Below are 16,225 nucleotides of genomic sequence, written 5' to 3' on the forward strand. Positions count from 1 at the left end.
CGGCCGCGGCGGACGCGCCCGGTGCGGCGCCGGCCGGCGGCGCGGCACCCGGCGGGTTCGTCGAAACGGGCAGCGTGCCGCCCTGCACGGCGCCCGATTCGGGCGGGCGCGTCATCGGCACGAGCTGTTCAGGGTGTGCGTTCACGTCCTTCATGAACGACGCGAGATTCTGCGAGACCGGAGCCAGCAGGATCTGGCGCACGCCGTTGTAGTACTCGGTCAGCAGATGCTGTTCGAGACGGTCGCCCTGATACAGGCCGAGCGACACCGACAGCGGCTTGTCGCGGCGGAACTGCTCGAGCTGTTCGATCCGGTCTTCGAGGATGTCCATCGCCTGCAGGCGCGACTGCAGGTCGTTGCGGCCCTGCTGCAGGCGCGTGACGTTGTCGAGGTCGGCCTGCACGTTCGTGACGAGCTGCTGGTTGCCGATCGTCGACCAGGTCCAGCCGCCGAGCGCGAGCGCGAGCGCGGCGACGAAGCCGAAGAAGGTCGCGTAGCGCAGCCGCGTCTTGGTCGGGCTTGCGAACTGGCGTACGGTCTGGCGGTCCGCGAAGATCACCTTCGAGAACAGGTCGCGCAGGAAGAAGCCGTTCTTCGAGAATGCGCTGTGCGGCTTCGGCAGCGCGTTCGCGTCGAGGCCGAAGCGGCTCGCGATGCGCTGCGCGGCGGCGCTGTTGGTTTCGCCTTCCTGCAGTGCGCTCGTGAAATAGAAGCCGCGGAAGATCGGCTTGTACTGGAACGGATTGTTTTCGAACAGCGTCGCGAGGAACGCGCGCAGCGCCGGCTTGATCGTCGAGAATTCGAGCGGGAAGCTCAGCTGGCCCGGCGACAGCTGGTTGCCGCGCGACAGCGACAGCTGCGCGACGCTGATCTCCTTGAGCCCTTCGTAGAGTTCCTCGAAGTGCATGTCGAACTGCGCGACGACGTCGCGCTTGTCGTCCGGCTCGTAGGGCAGGGTAGCGCCCCACACGCGGTCGTACTCGTGCTTGTCGCTGCTGCTGAAGAATTCGGTGAAGCCGGTGATCAGGTCGGCCTTCGTGAACATCACGTAGACCGGTGCGAACACTTCGAGCTTCTCCGTCAGTTCCTGAACGCGCTGGCGGAGGTTCTTCGCGAGGTTGATCGCGAATTCGGGGCGGTTGCCGGTGAGTTCGGCGATGCTGGCCGTGACGATGATCCCGTTGATCGGCGCCTTCGGACGGTAGCGCTTGAGCAGCCCGAGAAAGCCGAGCCATTCGCTGCGGTCTTCCTCGTGCACCGAATAGCGGCCGGCCGTGTCGAGCAGGATCCCTTCGGTCGTGAAGAACCAGTCGCAGTTACGCGTGCCGCCGATGCCGTGGATCACCGCGCTGTTCTTGTCCGCGAACGGGAACTGCAGGCCGGAATTGAGCACGGCGCTGCTCTTGCCCGCGGCCGGGTTGCCGATCACGATGTACCACGGCAGTTCGTACAGCGCGGAGCCGCCCGACACCTGGCCGATCTTCGACGTCTTGATCGTCTTCACCGCATCGGACAGGCGCGTGCGCAGCACGTCGAGGTCGGCCGTCTTCGCGTCGGGGGCGACCGCGGCGGCGGCCGGTGCGGCGATCTTGCCGGTTTCCGCCTGCTCTTCCAGCACCTGGCCGAGCTGCTGGTTCGCGCGCTTCACGCGCCAGCGGCGCCACAACGCGACGCCGACCCACAGCACGAGGATCGCCGCGAAGGCGGTCGCCGCCCACGGGAGCGGCAGATCGAGCATGTCGACGGCGATGAGGAGAATCGCTGCGAGCGCGACGATCCCGACGATCGAGAGCGTACGCGGATGAGTCAGCACGTTGAGGATGCGTTGCATAGGACGTTCAGGTTCCGGTGCGATTCGGTGAGGCGACGCACGCGCGTCGAGCGGCAAGGGTGGCGCCGCGATGTGTCGCCATGCTGTCAAACGGGATGAAGGGGGCTGGCATCAATGCGCTCGCGGCATCGGAGAGCGCGCGCGCATTAATGAAAGGGCGCTGTGAGAATTAAAACGGAAGCGGCGGCCTGACAAAATCGTGCAACGGAATGCCCGATCGATTGCGCCGCCCAAATAGTTTCCTGCCGGGTGATTAACAAGCCCCATGCCGCCCTCATTATTTCTTGTCCGGCAGCCCTGACTAGCTGCCGCGTCCCAGTTTAAAACCGGGTTTATGGTATTCCACGTGCCCGAGATCCATCATTTTCCAGCGGCCTCCCCAGGTCAGTCCTACTTGCTCGGCGACCTGTCCGTACAACTGGTAACCGCGCATCGCCCAGGGATCTTTCTCGGAAATGACCAGCTTGCCGTCGCGCAGGAATGCGTTGTCGGCTGCCAACCCGAATTGGTGATAACTCTGGAAGGCTGCCGCATTGGTCACGTTGGTGCCCATCTGCGCGAGCCGGTTCTGGCGTTCCGGACTCCGATAACCTTCCAATAGCGCCATTTCATAACCATATTGTTCGCGCATGATCTTGTAGATCAGCAGCAAACGCGTGCGGAAGTCGGGATCCAGCAGGTTCCAGTCGCGGCTCGCATCCTTCAGCGCCGGGCGCACCTGTTCGACTTCCTTCGTGGCAAAGACTTCAGGCGGCAGCGGCGGAGGCGGGACGAGTTGCTCGCCTTGCAGCAGCGCTGCGATCTTCTCGTCGGGCACGCGCGCGGTGTCGTCGTACTGAAACAATTGCCGACCGCGTAACGCAATGGCCACCAATGGCGGCGTCGCAAGAATACCTGCCGATACCATAATCATCAAGCGCCGACGAATCAGTAAATTTTGCACATCACTTAATGCGCCGCGCGTAACGCTTGCCGATTTAACAATTTGACTTCGCGTACGCGCGGCGCGGTCGTTCGCACGGCGTGTCAGACGGCCGTGAAACTGGGCGACGGATTCAAAAACGGTCGCGCGGATACCTGGTAAAAGCAACAGTGCCGCGACCGCGACGGCAACGGCGAAATAGGCGATAAGTGCGACGGCAATCAACGAAATCCCCGGAAATTGGAATCGATTGTGTTTTGCAATGCTTGCTCTTAGAATCAGGCTGCTTTGAGAGGCCGGGCTATATTATCGCGGTGAATTAAACCAGGATTCAATGAGACGCTGAATGAGTGCGCCGGAAAATTCAAATTCGAAAACCCCGCCCAGCCTGCTGTCCGATACTCGACCGGCGGGCGAGGGTGGACGTCAGCAGTCGCGCATTCTCGCGGATCTGGAAGGACGTGTCGCGCCGCGTGCCGAGCCGGCGCGCCGTTCGCTGAAGGGGCCGATCGCGGCCGTGGTGGCGTTCGTGATCGCCGTCGGCGGCTGGGGTGCATGGCACTGGCAGCAGCAATCCGACGAGTCGGCCGTCGTCACCGCCGCGCCCGTGCCGCAGGCGCCCGCGAAGGCCGAACCGGCCAGCGGCGCCGCGCAGGTCGCACAGAATGCCGCGTCGGCGGCGCCCGCCGTCCAAACGGCGACGATCGTCAACGAGGATGCGGCAGCCGAGACCGTTGCGTCCGCATCGTCCGCGTCCGGCGCGGACAACAGCCGCCTGTCGCGCGCGCTCGCGAATGGTGCCGACGATACGCCGGGTGCCGCCACCGCGGGCGCCGCCGCCGCGGCGACGGCAGCCGCGGTTGCAACGGCGAAAACCGCGAAAGCCGACGCAGCGAAGCGCGACAAGGTCGCCGCGCGCAGCAAGGCAGAGGCCAAGGCCGACGCGAAGGCGGAGGCCCGCAAGCATCGCAAGGAACAAGCAGAACTCGCGCAGGCGAAGAAGCGTCGCGAAACGGCGGCCCGTACCGGCGGCGCGCGATCGTCCGGGAAGGACGATCCGGATGCCGATCTGCTGGCGGCGCTCGTCGCACGCACGAAGCCGGCCGACAAGAAGGCCGCCGCGCAGAAGGCGCAGGCCGGGCCGACCAGGACGGCGGCCGCGACCGGCGGCTCGCTTGCAGCGCGCGTGAAGGATTGCTCGTCGCGTGGCTTCTTCGAGGATCAGCTGTGCCGCTGGCGTGTCTGTGAGGGCCAGTGGGGCAAGGATCCGGCATGTCCGACCGCCGCGCAATCCGAGACGCGGCAGTAAGCAGCATCGCGCCACCCATTCATCGCACACGCGCCGCCATCGAGCGGCGCGTTGCTTTTGGGGCCGCCCGCCGCGCGCGCACCGTCGTATGTGACGGTGTCACGTGCGTGTCACGCACGTCGTGCATACGTTTCCTTTCTTTTCCCGGCGTGGCGCCGCGAGGCGCGATGCGCGGCGCGGTGCGCGCCGCATGACCTTCGACACGATGGACCTGATCGTACAGACTTACGGCGCCGATACGTCCGGCATGGTATGCGGATTCCGCTTCGTCCCGGGCGGGTCGGGCGCAATGCTCGACGCCGACGCGGCCGCCGCGTGGCTGCGGACGTGTCGCGAACACGATGCGGCGGCATCGGACGATTTCGTGTGGCTGCACTTCAATCTCGCGCATGGCGCGAGCGAGCGTTGGATGCGCACGCACCTCGGGCTGCCCGACAGCTTCTTCGAATTCCTCCACGAAGGGTCGCGTTCGACCCGCATCGAGCAGGAGGACGGCGCGCTGCGCGCGATCGTCAACGACGTGATGTTCAATCTCGAACTGACGCCGTCGGAAATCGCGACGCTGTTCGTCCATGTCGAGCGGCGCATCATGGTCACCGCGCGGCTCAAGCCGCTGCGCTCGGTCGACACGCTGCGCGCATGCGTGCGCGACGGCGAGCAGTTCCGGTCGCCGGCCGAATTGCTCGTGCACCTGCTGCACGACCAGGCCGATCTCCTGATCCAGATCATGCGACGCACGAGCATCGACGTCGATCGCATCGAGGATCGCTTCCTGTCGCAGCGGCTCACGTCGAATCGTGTCGAGCTCGGTGCGATGCGCCGCACGCTGACGCGCCTGCAACGCATGCTGGCGCCCGAGCCCGGGTCGATCTTCCGGCTGCTCGCGAAACCGCCCGCGTGGCTGCATGCCGAAGACGTGCAGGAGTTGCGCGAGTCGACCGAAGAATTCTCGCTGGTGCTCGCCGATCTGTCGGGGCTCAACGAACGGATCAAGCTGCTGCAGGAAGAGATCGGCTCGCGGCTCGACGAGCAGAACAACCGGACGCTTTTCACGCTGACGCTCGTGACCGTGATCGCGCTGCCGATCAACATCGTCGCGGGCTTCTTCGGGATGAACGTCGGCGGCGTGCCGTTCTCGGAGAACAAGCACGGGTTCTGGCTGATGGTGCTGCTGGTGGCGGGCTTTACCGCGCTGGCCGCATGGTGGGCGTTTCGCCGGCGCGACGATCGCTAGCGGCGGCCCGCAGTACGCCGGCCGCTCCACGCCGGCCACTTCACGCCGGCAACGCGTCAGCGCAGCAGCGTGATCGCGTGCTCGCCGATCACCATCCCGAGCAGGCCGACGAGCGCGACGAGCGGCGGGGCCGGCGAGCGCACGTGCAGCAGTGCGTACAGCACGCCGACGCCGACGCCCACCGCAAGCGAAAGCAGGTAATTCATCATCGCGGTCTCCATGCCGGGCGGCGTCACGGTTTGAGGATCACGCGCTCGCGCGCGCCGGCCAGCACCGCACGATAGGCGTCGTGCGCGCGCTCGAGCGGGTAGGTGTACGCCTCCTCGATCGGGAACGCGCGCAGCGTGCCGTTGCCGAAGCCGGGCGCGAGCGTGTCGAGGATGTTCGCGACCGCGGTGCCGCCGAGCTGCAGCGAATCGACGCCGACGTACGTGTGCTGCCCGCGATAGAACGAGAAGATGTCGAACGGCACGTTGCGGTCGATCGTCGAGATGAAGATCTGGCGCCCGCCGATCGCCATCGACGCATTCGCCGCGTCGAAATACGGGCTGCCCACCGTGTTGTAGACGATGTCCGCGCCGTGCCCGCCGGTCGCCGCGCGCACCGCGTCGGCCACCGCTTCGCGCGACGCGTCGATCACGCGCACATCGCCCGACGCGTGGCCGCGATATGCGCCGGGGCCGCGCTCGACGCCGATCACCGTGGCGCCGCGCGCAGTCGCGAGCTGGATCGCGGCCTGGCCGACCTTGCCGTTGGCGCCGAACACGAGCACGACGTCGCCCGCTTCGGGCATGCCGGCGCGCCGCAACCCTTCGTATGCGGTGACGAACGGCACGCCGACGCCGGCCGCTTCGTCGAGTGTCAGTACGGCCGGCTTGCGGCGTACTTGCGCCGCATCGAGCACCAGCCATTGTGCATGCGAGCCGTCGCGCCCGACGCCGAGGTCGCCGCCCGAGCCCCACACCGGCGCACCGATCCAGCCGTCGGGGCCGCTGCGCACGATGCCGGCCCAGTCGCGGCCGGGCGTGCGCGGCCACACCGCATGCGGCATGCGCCCGAGCGCGGCCTTCACGTCGCTCGGATTGACGCCGGCCGCGCGCACCTCGATCAGCATCTGGCCGTCGCCCGGCACGGGCCGGTCGATTTCCGTCACGCGTGCATCGAGCGACTCGATGTCGGGAGCGGGGGCGTCGAAACGGATGCTGCGCATGATGATCTCCGTGAAGAAGGGCTGGTGCGCTGCCCGGCGGGTCGGCGCACGGCGGTGGAACAGGATGACTGGAGTCTAGTCGGCGGGATTTGACGCGGAAATATGCAAAGGCGGATGATTGTTTTGCGTTATGTGCACAGCAATCCCAGGAGCCGGCATGGACGACTTTCTTTCTCCGCATCTCGCGCTGTTCGTCGACGTCGTCGACCAGCAGAGCTTTTCGGCGGCCGCGCGCCGGCAGGGTGTCGCCGCGTCGTCGGTCACGCGGCGCATCGACCGGCTCGAGGCGCAGCTCGGCATCCGCCTTCTGCATCGCACCACGCACGCGCTGCGGCCGACCGAGGCCGGCCTGCTGCTGTACGGGCGCGCGACGCGGATGCTCGCCGAACTGCGCGGGCTGCAGGAGGACCTGCACAGCCAGCACGACGAGCCGAGCGGGCTGCTGCGCGTCGACTGTCCGGCGCCATTTGGCCGCAGGTATCTGATGGCCGCGCTGGCCGCGTTCATGCAGCGCCATCCGGCGCTGCAGGTCGAACTGCTGCTGACGGACAGCATGGTCGATCCGCAAGGCACGCGGCTCGGCTCCGACGTCGATCTCGCGGTGCGCATCGGTCCGCTGGAGGACACGCGCTTCGTCGCAACCGTGCTCGCGCCGCAACGCCGCGTGCTGTGCGCGAGCGCCGACTACCTCGCGCGGCGCGGCGAACCCGAATCGCCCGACGCGCTGGCCGCGCACGATTGCCTCGCGTGGCACGGCGCGCCGCCGCCGGGCGCGTGGCGTTTCGACGGCCGCCGCCACGTGCCGTCGCAGCCGCGGTTTCGCAGCAACCATTCCGAGGCGCTGCTCGAAGCGGCGATCGACGGGCTCGGCATCGCGCATCTGCCGACGTGGCTCGCGGGGGACGCGCTGCGCGACGGTCGGCTGCGTGCATTGCTGCCGCGTTACGCGGCCACGCCCGAGCCGGCGACGATTCACGTGCTGCGCCAGCACGCGCGCGGCAGCGCACGCGCGTCGCGGCTGGTTGCGTTCCTCGTCACGTGGTTCGCGCAGCCTGCATGGGATGCCGCGTGGGCGTGACGACGTGACTGAGGTGACCGAGGTGACCGAGGTGACCGACGCGACCCAAGCAACCAACGGCGCGCAATGAAAAACGGACCCCGCATGCGAGGCCCGTCGATCAGCGGGACGCGACGGCCGGCACCGCGGCGTGCGCGGCGCGGCCGGTCGGACGACAACGTTACTGAGCCACCGTCTTGCGCGGCTTGAACAGGCCCTGGTAGCGCAGCTGCGGACGCGCCTTGTCGACCGGTGCGATACCGCCGAAGCTCGGCGTCTGGCGCAGCTTCATCGCGGCCGGCGAAGCGACCGAGCCGATCGACGTCGAACGGGAAGCCGGCGCGAGGTTATTCGCGACGAGCAGCGCCGCTTCGCTCTTCAGGTTCGCCAGCAGCACCGGATCGGTCGACGTGTTGACCTGCGTGAGCAGGCCGCTCCAGGCCGCGTCGCTGTAGTTCACGACGTAGTAGTCGAGCCCGCTCGGATCCGCGACCACGCCCGTGCAGCCGTCGATCCGCGTCTGCGTCTGCGTATCCTTCAGCGCGAGCGTCGTGCGTTTCGCGAGACCCTGGCCGTACGCGAGCGTGATCGGCACCGTCCACTGCAGGCCCGGATACGCGTTCTTGTTCGGGAACGGCTGCTGTCTCAGCGTGACGACCGTCTGGTTCTTCGTCAGGTCGCACTGCGTGTCGAGCGAGATCAGCGGCACGCCGGTCTGACGCACGTAGCTGTCGCCGATCGGGCCGACCGCCTGGCCGCTTTCCTTCGACAGCGCATCCCACAGACGCTTCGGCGTGCCGTTGCCGAACGAGTAGTCGACCAGGTACTGCTGCAGGCCCTTGCGCAACGTCTGCTCGCCGAGATAGTTCTCGAGCGTCTTCAGCACGTGGCCGCCCTTGTCGTACGTGAACGCGCTCGCGCTCAGCACGAAGTCGTTCGACGCCCAGTCGTTGAAGTTCGGCGCGACCGGGAACGCGTTCGGGCCGATGTCACGATTGATCACGCGGTACTTGTTCTTCACCTGGTCGAGCCAGCTGAACTCGTCGGGGAAGAACTGGATCGTCGTCTTCGTCTCGAAGAACGTCGCGAACGATTCGTTGAGCCACACGTTGTCCCACCAGTCGGTCGTCACCAGATCGCCGAACCACTGGTGCGCCACTTCGTGCGTCAGCACTTCGTTGCCGTAGCGCGACATCGGCTGGCCCGGCTGCGGCAGGATGTCGTCGGCGAACTCGAGGATCGAGCCCCAGTTCTCCATCCCGCCGAAGTTCAGGTCCTTCTGCTCCTTGAACGCGTCGTTCGCCGCCACCGTGTCGAACTTCGTCAGCGGCAGCGGGATGCCCGTGTAGCGATAGTAGTAGTCGAGCGCCTGCTTGGTGCGGTCCATCGCCGGCTTCGCCCAGTCGCTCATGCCCGGCGGCGTGAACACGCGCAGGTGCAGGCCGCCCTTGCCGCCCGGCAGCGGGCTCGTGAAATCGTCCTCGTAGGTGTCGAACAGGCCGCCGCCAAAGAACAGCAGGTACGACGGCATCGGCGGGGTCTTCTCGAACTGCACGAGCTTGTAGCCGCCGCCCACGTTGGTCGACGGCTTCTCGGCCGCGTTCGACACGACGCGCCAGCTTTGCGGCACTTCGGCCGTCACTTCATAGGTCGGACGGAACGCCGGCTCGTCCCAGCCCGGGAACCACTGGCGCGCCAGGTTGGTTTCGCCTTGTGTGAGGATCGCGCCGCTCGTCTTGCCGTCGGTGCCCTTCAGGTCGACGCGGAACACGCCTTCCGCGGCCGAGCAGCCCGGATACGGATCGTCGCCGCAGCTGCCGCCCGTCTGCGTGGCCGGATCGTCATACGACTTGAAGTTGATGATGCCCGACCACTCCATGTGCAGCGAATAGTTGCCCGCCGCGATCGTGCCGGCGACGGGGCGCAGCTGATAGAAGTCGCCCTTGTCCTGCGGCGTCGCGATCAGCTGGATGTTGCCCGGCTGCAGCGTGATGCGGCCGTTCGTGAACTTGATCCGGTGGCCGGCGATCACGATGTTGTTGACCGGCTTCAGCACCTTGATTTCGACGTCGGCGCGGCCGTCGAACGCATTCAGCGCGTCGTTCGGGCGGAACCATAGCCGGTAATTGACGGGAACGACGGTATCCGGGAGTTCGACCGGCGACACGCTCTTGTCGACGTTGGAAGCCGTCGGCGCCGTGGCGACGGCGGGGGTCGAGCCCGGCTGCGGTGCGCCGGCGGAGCTGAGCGCGGAAGCCGAGCCCATGCCGCCGTCGTCGCCGCCGCACCCGGCGAGTGCCAGTGCGGCGACGAGCGGCAGATAACGCATCTTGTGAAGATTGATCGACATGACTGAAACCTCGATTGTTGAAGGAATCGTTCAGTGCTGCGAAAACGCCGGCAACAGCAATCCCCCGCCGTTAATCAACGGCGACGCGAAATGCCAATGGCGGATTATTCGAAAAAGACGGTCGACCGACTACGTGAAGGTAATCATGGTTTACTGCCCCCTCTGTGTTTTCCGGATATCGATTAACTTGCCGGTTAAAAATGGCCGGGCGCGTGTTGTACTGAATTGATTTCGCGCGCACGACACGGGGCCGCACGCCCGCTGCGGGCGCGCTGCCTTTGAACCGACGACCCACGGGGCTGGCCGCACCAGGCCGTCGACGGAAGGAAGGCGTGTCGCCGTTCCGTAAAATCGCCGTCATGCGGTTTCAAGCTTTGTCGGCCCGCTCGAAGGATGCGTAAATATACTTGATGGTTTTGGGTAAAGGAAACGAAAAAATTAGAAGTCGCGTCTATTGAGTTTTTCGCGCGCGATTGAATGGCGAAAGGCAATCATTGGCTTTCTGTTTGGCTGCTGTTTTCGTAGTTTTAATCTATTAACGATCTTGCCGATAAGCGAAAACTACGAATCATGGCGTGGCCCGGCGCGCTCGGTACAATGCATCGATGATTCGTCGATCGATTACATCGAGGAGGCCTGCCGTGCCACGAGCCCTGTTCCGTATCGCGCCGCTGCGCGCCACGCTGCTGTTGTTCGCCGCCGTCCTCATGCTCGGCGGTTGCGCGGGGCTCACGCGCGAGCCCGTGAGCGTGACCGTCGTCGGGCTCGATCCGCTCGTCGGGCAGGGCCTCGAGATGCGGTTCAGCCTGAAGCTGCGCGTGCAGAATCCGAACGACGCGCCGATCGAATACGACGGCATCGCCGTCGCGCTCGACCTGAACGGTACGCCGTTCGCGAGCGGCGTCAGCGACCGGACGGGCAGCGTGCCGCGCTTCGGCGAAACCGTGATCGACGTGCCCGTCTCGGTGTCGGCTTTCGCCGCCGCGCGGCAGGCATGGAATCTCCCCGGCGCGGCGGCCAATGGCGCGTTGCCGTATGCGTTGCGTGGCCGGCTCGCCGGCGGCGTGCTCGGCACCGTGCACTTCAACGACGCCGGCACGTTGCGGATGCCGGCGATGCCGGCCTGGGGCGGGTAGGCGGCGCACCCGCCGAACCCGCTGAAAAGGGTGGGAACGCGCGCTTTGCCGCGCGGGCAAAGCGCGGTATGGTGTGGTCCGCGCGGCGCCATCCCGCCGCCTGTCTGAAGCCAACCGTAGCAGAGCTCGCGTGACCGATTTCCCCGTTTTTCACTGGACCGACGCCGACGGCGCCGACCATGCCGTGCGCTGGCGCTCCGAAGCCGGCGTGCAGCCGCCCAAGCGCGCCGTGGCCGCCGACGACCGCGTGAGCGCCGATGCGGCGTACCGCCTCGCATGCGAGGGCACCGCGCTCGTCTGGCAGGGCGACTTCCAGAATGCGCGCCAGCTCGTGCAGGCGATGGCGCGTCGCATCGAACGCAAGCCGAAAAAGGCGAAGGCCGCGGCCGGCGTCGAGGCCTTCAACCTGCACCGTCTCGCGCAATCGCAGCGCGCCCGCACGCTGGGGATGCTGCTGATCCCGCTCGATGCCGATTACACGATTGCGCTGCGCCGCGCGCCCGACGTGCGCGCCGCGTGCGAGGAAGCGTACGGGCCGGGCGGCACGCCGTCGGTCGTGTCGCTGCGCGAACTGCTCGGCCTCGTCGGCGCGCACGAATGGCGCAAGAAGGGCGTGCCGATTCCGGCGCTCGGCGGCGCGCCGATCCATCCGCATTACGGCGTGTTCTCGCCGGTGCGCGGCGAATACGTCGAGCTGGTCGCACGTACGCCGCTGCCGGCGACGTCGCTCGCGTTCGACATCGGTACGGGCACCGGCGTGCTCGCGGCCGTGCTGGCGTCGCGCGGCGTCGAGCGCATCGTCGCGACCGACCAGGATCCGCGCGCGCTCGCGTGCGCGCGCGAAAACGTGGCGCGGCTCGGCCATGCCGATCGCGTCGAAGTGATCGAAGCCGACCTGTTTCCGGCCGGCCGCGCGCCGCTCGTCGTCTGTAATCCGCCGTGGGTGCCGGCCCGTCCGAGCGCACCGATCGAATACGCGGTCTACGATCCCGACAGCCGCATGCTGCGCGGTTTCCTCGCGGGGCTTGCCGACCATCTCGAGCCAGGCGGCGAAGGCTGGCTGATCCTGTCCGATTTTGCCGAGCATCTCGGCCTGCGGCCGCGCGACACGCTGCTGCAATGGATCGACGCAGCCGGCCTCGTCGTGCTCGGCCGCGAGGACATCCGCCCCGCGCACCCGAAGGCGGCCGACGCGGACGATCCGCTGCATGCGGCGCGCAGCGCCGAGGTCACGTCGCTGTGGCGGCTCGGCGCGCGGGCCTGATCGCGTATTTTCGGTAAACTGTCGCCATTCCTCACGAATTCCCGCCGCCGGGCCGTGGTCGACCGACCGTGGCCCGGCGCCGCATCACGATGTCGAACAAGACCTACGAAATCCGTCCGGAGCAGTCCGTCGAGCTGCTGAAGGAACTGCACATCCTGACCCGCGACGGCAAGCTGAACCAGGACAGCCGCCGCAAGCTGAAGCAGGTCTATCACCTGTTCCAGTTCATCGAGCCGCTGCTCGCGAGCGTGCAGGCCGACAAGGGCAGCGTGACGCTCGTCGATCACGGTGCCGGCAAGTCGTATCTCGGCTTCATCCTGTACGACCTGTTCTTCAAGCAGCAGCCGGGGCACGGCACGCCGGCGTTCGCGTCGCACGTGTACGGGATCGAGACGCGCGAAGAGCTCGTCACGCGCTCCACCGAACTCGCCGCCCGGCTCGGGTTCGGCGGGATGTCGTTCCTGAACCTGTCCGTCGCCGATTCGATCACGTCGCCGAAGCTGCCCGAAGCGGTCGATGTCGTGACCGCGCTGCATGCGTGCGACACCGCGACCGACGACGCGATCCGCTTCGCGCTCGCGAAGCGCGCGCAGCACATCGTGCTGGTGCCGTGCTGCCAGGCGGAAGTCGCCGGCGTGCTGCGCAGGAACAAGGGCAAGTCGCTCGCGAACGCGCTGACGGAAGTGTGGCGGCATCCGCTGCACACGCGCGAATTCGGCAGCCAGATCACCAACGTGCTGCGCTGCCTGCAGCTCGAGGCGCACGGCTACCAGGTCAGCGTGACCGAGCTGGTCGGCTGGGAGCATTCGATGAAGAACGAGCTGATCATCGCGCAGTACAAGAACCTGCCGCGCCGCAAGCCCGGCGAGCGGCTGAACGAGATCCTCGGGATGTTCGGGCTCGCCGAGCTGAACGAGCGCTTCTTCGTGCCGGCACCTGCTGCCGACGCCGGCGCGGCCGTCGAGCCGGCCGCGGACTGACCCGAGCCGGCGCGCGGCCCGTGCGCCGCGCACGCGCCGGCCTGCGCGCGACGCGTCAGACGTCGTCGCCCGGCCGGCGCATCCATTCGCGCCAGCCGTCGTGGCCGAGGCGGCGCAGCGTTTCCTGGTTTTTCTCGTAGATCGCGGACGCGTCCGGAAACGCGTCGACCGCGCGCGCGATGCTGTCTTCGCGCAGCAGATGCAGGATCGGGTACGGCGCGCGGTTCGTGTAGTTCTCGATGTCGTCGGGTTCGCTGCCCTCGAACCGGTACGCGGGATGGAAGCTCGCGATCTGCAGCACGCCGCCGAGCCGCAGTTGCTGCACCAGCCGGTCGGCGAAGAACAGCGCATCGTTGTAGTCGACGAAATCCGCGAACGCACGCGGATAGATCACGAGCGTCGTGTCGACCTGCTGCGGATCCGCCGCTTCGAGCGCGCGCAGTTCGGTTTCGAGGTCGGCCAGTGCGTCCTCGAGCGTCGTCGCTTCGCTGATCGCATAACGCACCTGCTCCTTCACATAGACGCTTTTCGCGAACGGACACAGATTGAGTCCGATCACCGCGCGCGCGAGCCAGTGCCGCGTGGCGGCGAGGATGTCGGCGTGCGAGTCGGGGCGGGTATCGGTCATGGCGAAGGCGGTGGGGCAGAGAAGCGGCGACGGCCGCATTGTAGCGGGCACGCCGCGCTCGGGCGTGCACCGCCCGTCATGCGCATGCGGCTTCGATCAGCTGCGTGACCAGCGCGGGCGCGGAGCCGATCGGCGTTTCGCCGTGCCGGTAGGTCTGGCTGGCCGCGTAGATGCCTTCGACCACGAGCGCGAGCGCGTCGGCCAGCGCCTTCGGCTGTCGCGCGCCGGCGCCTTCGCAGAGTTCGACGAGCCGCTTCATCAGCTGTTCCTTGTTCTGCGCGACGCGCTCGCGCGCCGGGTGCGACGTATCCGGAAATTCGGCCGCGACGTTGACGAACGGGCAACCGCGATAGTCCTTCTGCGTCGCGCGCTCGGCGAGATCGACGAAATACTGGATCAACTGCGCCTTCGGCTGGCCCGGATGCTTTGCGGCGCTCGAATCGAGACGCTCGAAGAAGCATGCGTCCATCCGCTCCAGATACGCGAGGATCAGCTCGTCCTTCGACGAGAATTGCCGGTACAGGCTCATCTTGTTGACGCCCGCGCGTTCCACGACCGCTTCGACGCCGACCGCACGCACGCCTTCCTTGTAAAACAGCTCCTCGGCGGCGCGCAGCAGGTGTTCCTGCGCGGCGGCGGCGGCAACCGGCCGGCGCGTGCGACGTGCCGGCGGCTTGTTGGCGGCCTCGATGCCCGACATGATGACCCTCGACTGCATGATGAATTGCTTGACATGTTACCGACTGGTCACTACGATCGCAACACACTTGTGACCGAGCGGTAACAATGCCGCCCGGATCGACAGACAAATGCCAGTGTCGGCCCAAGGTCAGCCGACGCAGCGTGCGGCGGAGGTGGCCTGGTGGTGGCGTGACACCCGCGCATGCGTGCCGGGCGCGCCAACTGGAGAACGAGAGCATGAACTGGGCAGTGACACGAATCAGAGGCCGCTTCCACTACGGATGGCTCGCGGCGGCGGTGGTTTTCCTGATCCTGCTGGCGGCGGCCGGCACGCGCGCGACGCCGAGCGTGCTGATGGTGCCGCTCGAGCGCGAGCTCGGCTGGAGCCGCGCGACGATCTCGCTGGCGATCTCGGTGAACATCGCGCTGTACGGCCTGACGGGCCCGTTCGCGGCCGCAGCGATGCAGCGCTTCGGGCTGCGTCCGACGATCCTGACCGCGTTGGTGACGATGAGCGCGGGCGTCGCGCTGTCGTCGCTGATGACGCAGAGCTGGCAGATGGTGCTGATCTGGGGGCTGATGGTCGGCTGCTCGACCGGCGTCGTCGCGCTGACGCTGTCCGCGACCTTCGTCACCCGCTGGTTCCACGCGCGGCGCGGCCTCGTGATGGGGATCCTGACCGCCAGCACGGCCACCGGCCAGCTCGTGTTCCTGCCGATGCTCGCGGCGATCGCGCAGCGCCACGGCTGGCGGCCGGTCGTGCTGGTCGTTGCGGTGGCGGCCGCGATCGTGATTCCGCTCGTCGCGTTCCTGCTGCCGGAGCGGCCGGCCGACGTGCAGCTGCGCCCTTACGGCGAACCGGCCGATGCGCCGCCCGCGCCCGACGCGACGAAGGAAAACCCGCTCGCGGTCGCGTTCCGTACGCTGCTGACCGCAAGTCGCTCGCGCGATTTCTGGCTGCTGTTCTTCAGCTTCTTCATCTGCGGCGCGAGCACCAACGGCTATGTCGGCACGCACCTGATCGCGATGTGCAGCGACTACGGGATGACCGAAGTGCAGGGCGCATCGCTGCTGGCCGCGATGGGCATCTTCGACCTGTTCGGCACGACGCTGTCGGGCTGGCTGTCCGACCGCTACGACAATCGCGTGCTGCTGTTCTGGTACTACGGGCTGCGCGGGTTGTCGCTGATCTACCTGCCGCATGCGTTCGGCATCGACTTCTTCGGGCTGCCGCTGTTCGCGATGTTCTACGGGCTCGACTGGATCGCCACCGTGCCGCCGACCGTGCGGCTCGCCACCGACGTGTTCGGCAAGGCGGCCGCGCCGGTCGTGTTCGGCTGGATCGTCGCCGGCCACCAGCTCGGCGCGGCGTTCGCGGCGCTCGGCGCGGGGCTGCTGCGCGCGAGCCTCGGCACCTATACGATCGCGTCGATGATCTCGGGCGGGCTGTGCATCGTCGGCGCGCTGATCGTGCTGCGAATCAATCGCGGGCCGTCCCGCGCGGCTGCGCAGCCCGCGTGAACGCGGCGACACGGCCGGCCGCGTAGGGGCGGCGGCCGGTCAATGCAGGATCGGTGATTTGCATTGCGGGGGATCGGTGGGCGCGTGGCGGCTCAAGCGGTT

The 16,225-nt window shown here is 67.2% G+C and carries 15 protein-coding genes; 8 read left to right on the top strand and 7 right to left on the bottom strand.

Features of this window, described 5'->3' with window-relative positions; translation table 11 throughout:
* Both tssM and O1Q03_RS29970 read right to left on the bottom strand, forming a co-directional pair.
* Positions 1 to 1,831 (bottom strand): type VI secretion system membrane subunit TssM (tssM, locus tag O1Q03_RS29965; protein ID WP_269507728.1); only part of this gene is annotated, 1,831 nt, incomplete at its 3' end.
* A 301-nt stretch (positions 1,832 to 2,132) separates the two neighbouring features.
* Positions 2,133 to 2,978, bottom strand: a complete 846-nt coding sequence (locus O1Q03_RS29970) for a M15 family metallopeptidase (protein WP_269507731.1) — start codon at positions 2,976 to 2,978, stop codon at positions 2,133 to 2,135.
* 121 nt (positions 2,979 to 3,099) lie between these two features.
* On the opposite strand from O1Q03_RS29970, the gene O1Q03_RS29975 reads away from it, so the two are divergent.
* Together O1Q03_RS29975 and O1Q03_RS29980 are read left to right on the top strand one after the other, a co-directional pair.
* Entirely contained in the window at positions 3,100 to 4,062 is a 963-nt protein-coding gene (locus tag O1Q03_RS29975) for a phage tail protein (RefSeq protein WP_269507733.1), read from the top strand.
* Positions 4,063 to 4,267: 205 nt separating this feature from the next.
* Positions 4,268 to 5,296, top strand: coding sequence for a transporter (locus tag O1Q03_RS29980; protein WP_269507836.1), 1,029 nt, complete (start codon positions 4,268 to 4,270; stop codon positions 5,294 to 5,296).
* 56 nt (positions 5,297 to 5,352) lie between these two features.
* Here the strand turns inward: O1Q03_RS29980 and O1Q03_RS29985 are convergent, their stop codons facing one another.
* A complete protein-coding gene (locus tag O1Q03_RS29985) occupies positions 5,353 to 5,502 on the bottom strand; it encodes a DUF1427 family protein (RefSeq protein WP_332112558.1) in 150 nt (49 codons plus the stop codon).
* Between the two features lie 26 nt (positions 5,503 to 5,528).
* Positions 5,529 to 6,506 carry a quinone oxidoreductase family protein gene (locus tag O1Q03_RS29990; RefSeq protein WP_269507736.1) on the bottom strand — a complete coding sequence of 326 codons (978 nt, stop codon included), beginning with the start codon at positions 6,504 to 6,506 and terminating at the stop codon, positions 5,529 to 5,531.
* A 157-nt stretch (positions 6,507 to 6,663) separates the two neighbouring features.
* Between O1Q03_RS29990 and O1Q03_RS29995 the strand changes: the two genes are divergently transcribed.
* Entirely contained in the window at positions 6,664 to 7,584 is a 921-nt protein-coding gene (locus O1Q03_RS29995) for a LysR family transcriptional regulator (RefSeq protein WP_269507739.1), read from the top strand.
* A gap of 160 nt (positions 7,585 to 7,744) precedes the next feature.
* On the opposite strand, the gene O1Q03_RS30000 is transcribed toward O1Q03_RS29995, so the two are convergent.
* Complete coding sequence (locus O1Q03_RS30000) at positions 7,745 to 9,913, bottom strand: M1 family metallopeptidase (protein WP_269507742.1); 2,169 nt, start codon at positions 9,911 to 9,913, stop codon at positions 7,745 to 7,747.
* Here O1Q03_RS30000 and O1Q03_RS30005 point away from each other — a divergent pair.
* From O1Q03_RS30005 to O1Q03_RS30020, 4 genes are all read left to right on the top strand, one after another.
* Positions 9,912 to 10,142, top strand: coding sequence for a hypothetical protein (locus O1Q03_RS30005; protein ID WP_269507745.1), 231 nt, complete (start codon positions 9,912 to 9,914; stop codon positions 10,140 to 10,142). The two genes, O1Q03_RS30000 and O1Q03_RS30005, sit on opposite strands and share 2 nt — an antisense overlap.
* A 412-nt stretch (positions 10,143 to 10,554) precedes the next feature.
* Positions 10,555 to 11,049: an LEA type 2 family protein gene (locus O1Q03_RS30010; RefSeq protein ID WP_269507748.1), complete on the top strand. Its 495-nt coding sequence runs from the start codon at positions 10,555 to 10,557 to the stop codon at positions 11,047 to 11,049.
* A gap of 130 nt (positions 11,050 to 11,179) precedes the next feature.
* A complete protein-coding gene (locus O1Q03_RS30015; protein WP_269507751.1) occupies positions 11,180 to 12,313 on the top strand; it encodes a class I SAM-dependent methyltransferase in 1,134 nt (377 codons plus the stop codon).
* 89 nt (positions 12,314 to 12,402) lie between these two features.
* Complete coding sequence (locus tag O1Q03_RS30020; protein WP_269507754.1) at positions 12,403 to 13,293, top strand: class I SAM-dependent methyltransferase; 891 nt, start codon at positions 12,403 to 12,405, stop codon at positions 13,291 to 13,293.
* A 55-nt stretch (positions 13,294 to 13,348) separates the two neighbouring features.
* Here the strand turns inward: O1Q03_RS30020 and O1Q03_RS30025 are convergent, their stop codons facing one another.
* Both O1Q03_RS30025 and O1Q03_RS30030 read right to left on the bottom strand, forming a co-directional pair.
* A complete protein-coding gene (locus O1Q03_RS30025) occupies positions 13,349 to 13,921 on the bottom strand; it encodes a DUF1415 domain-containing protein (RefSeq protein ID WP_269507757.1) in 573 nt (190 codons plus the stop codon).
* Positions 13,922 to 13,997: 76 nt separating this feature from the next.
* Positions 13,998 to 14,621, bottom strand: a complete 624-nt coding sequence (locus O1Q03_RS30030; protein ID WP_269507837.1) for a TetR/AcrR family transcriptional regulator — start codon at positions 14,619 to 14,621, stop codon at positions 13,998 to 14,000.
* A 218-nt stretch (positions 14,622 to 14,839) separates the two neighbouring features.
* Between O1Q03_RS30030 and O1Q03_RS30035 the strand changes: the two genes are divergently transcribed.
* Positions 14,840 to 16,123, top strand: coding sequence for an MFS transporter (locus O1Q03_RS30035; protein WP_269507760.1), 1,284 nt, complete (start codon positions 14,840 to 14,842; stop codon positions 16,121 to 16,123).
* The last annotated feature ends 102 nt before the right edge of the window (positions 16,124 to 16,225 follow it).

Source organism: Burkholderia sp. IMCC1007, assembly GCF_027257875.1.
In the GTDB taxonomy this organism is placed as follows: Bacteria; Pseudomonadota; Gammaproteobacteria; order Burkholderiales; family Burkholderiaceae; genus Burkholderia.

Bases quoted from the DNA above. Each gene is read 5' to 3' on its own strand.
- O1Q03_RS30020 (WP_269507754.1), top strand. From the start codon at position 12,403: ATGTCGAACAAGACCTACGAAATCCGTCCGGAGCAGTCCGTCGAGCTG.
- O1Q03_RS29985 (WP_332112558.1), bottom strand. From the start codon at position 5,502: ATGAATTACCTGCTTTCGCTTGCGGTGGGCGTCGGCGTCGGCGTGCTG.
- O1Q03_RS30030 (WP_269507837.1), bottom strand. From the start codon at position 14,621: ATGTCGGGCATCGAGGCCGCCAACAAGCCGCCGGCACGTCGCACGCGC.
- O1Q03_RS30035 (WP_269507760.1), top strand. From the start codon at position 14,840: ATGAACTGGGCAGTGACACGAATCAGAGGCCGCTTCCACTACGGATGG.
- O1Q03_RS30005 (WP_269507745.1), top strand. From the start codon at position 9,912: ATGACTGAAACCTCGATTGTTGAAGGAATCGTTCAGTGCTGCGAAAAC.
- O1Q03_RS30000 (WP_269507742.1), bottom strand. From the start codon at position 9,913: ATGTCGATCAATCTTCACAAGATGCGTTATCTGCCGCTCGTCGCCGCA.
- O1Q03_RS29980 (WP_269507836.1), top strand. From the start codon at position 4,268: ATGGACCTGATCGTACAGACTTACGGCGCCGATACGTCCGGCATGGTA.
- O1Q03_RS30025 (WP_269507757.1), bottom strand. From the start codon at position 13,921: ATGACCGATACCCGCCCCGACTCGCACGCCGACATCCTCGCCGCCACG.
- O1Q03_RS29995 (WP_269507739.1), top strand. From the start codon at position 6,664: ATGGACGACTTTCTTTCTCCGCATCTCGCGCTGTTCGTCGACGTCGTC.
- O1Q03_RS29975 (WP_269507733.1), top strand. From the start codon at position 3,100: ATGAGTGCGCCGGAAAATTCAAATTCGAAAACCCCGCCCAGCCTGCTG.
- O1Q03_RS29990 (WP_269507736.1), bottom strand. From the start codon at position 6,506: ATGCGCAGCATCCGTTTCGACGCCCCCGCTCCCGACATCGAGTCGCTC.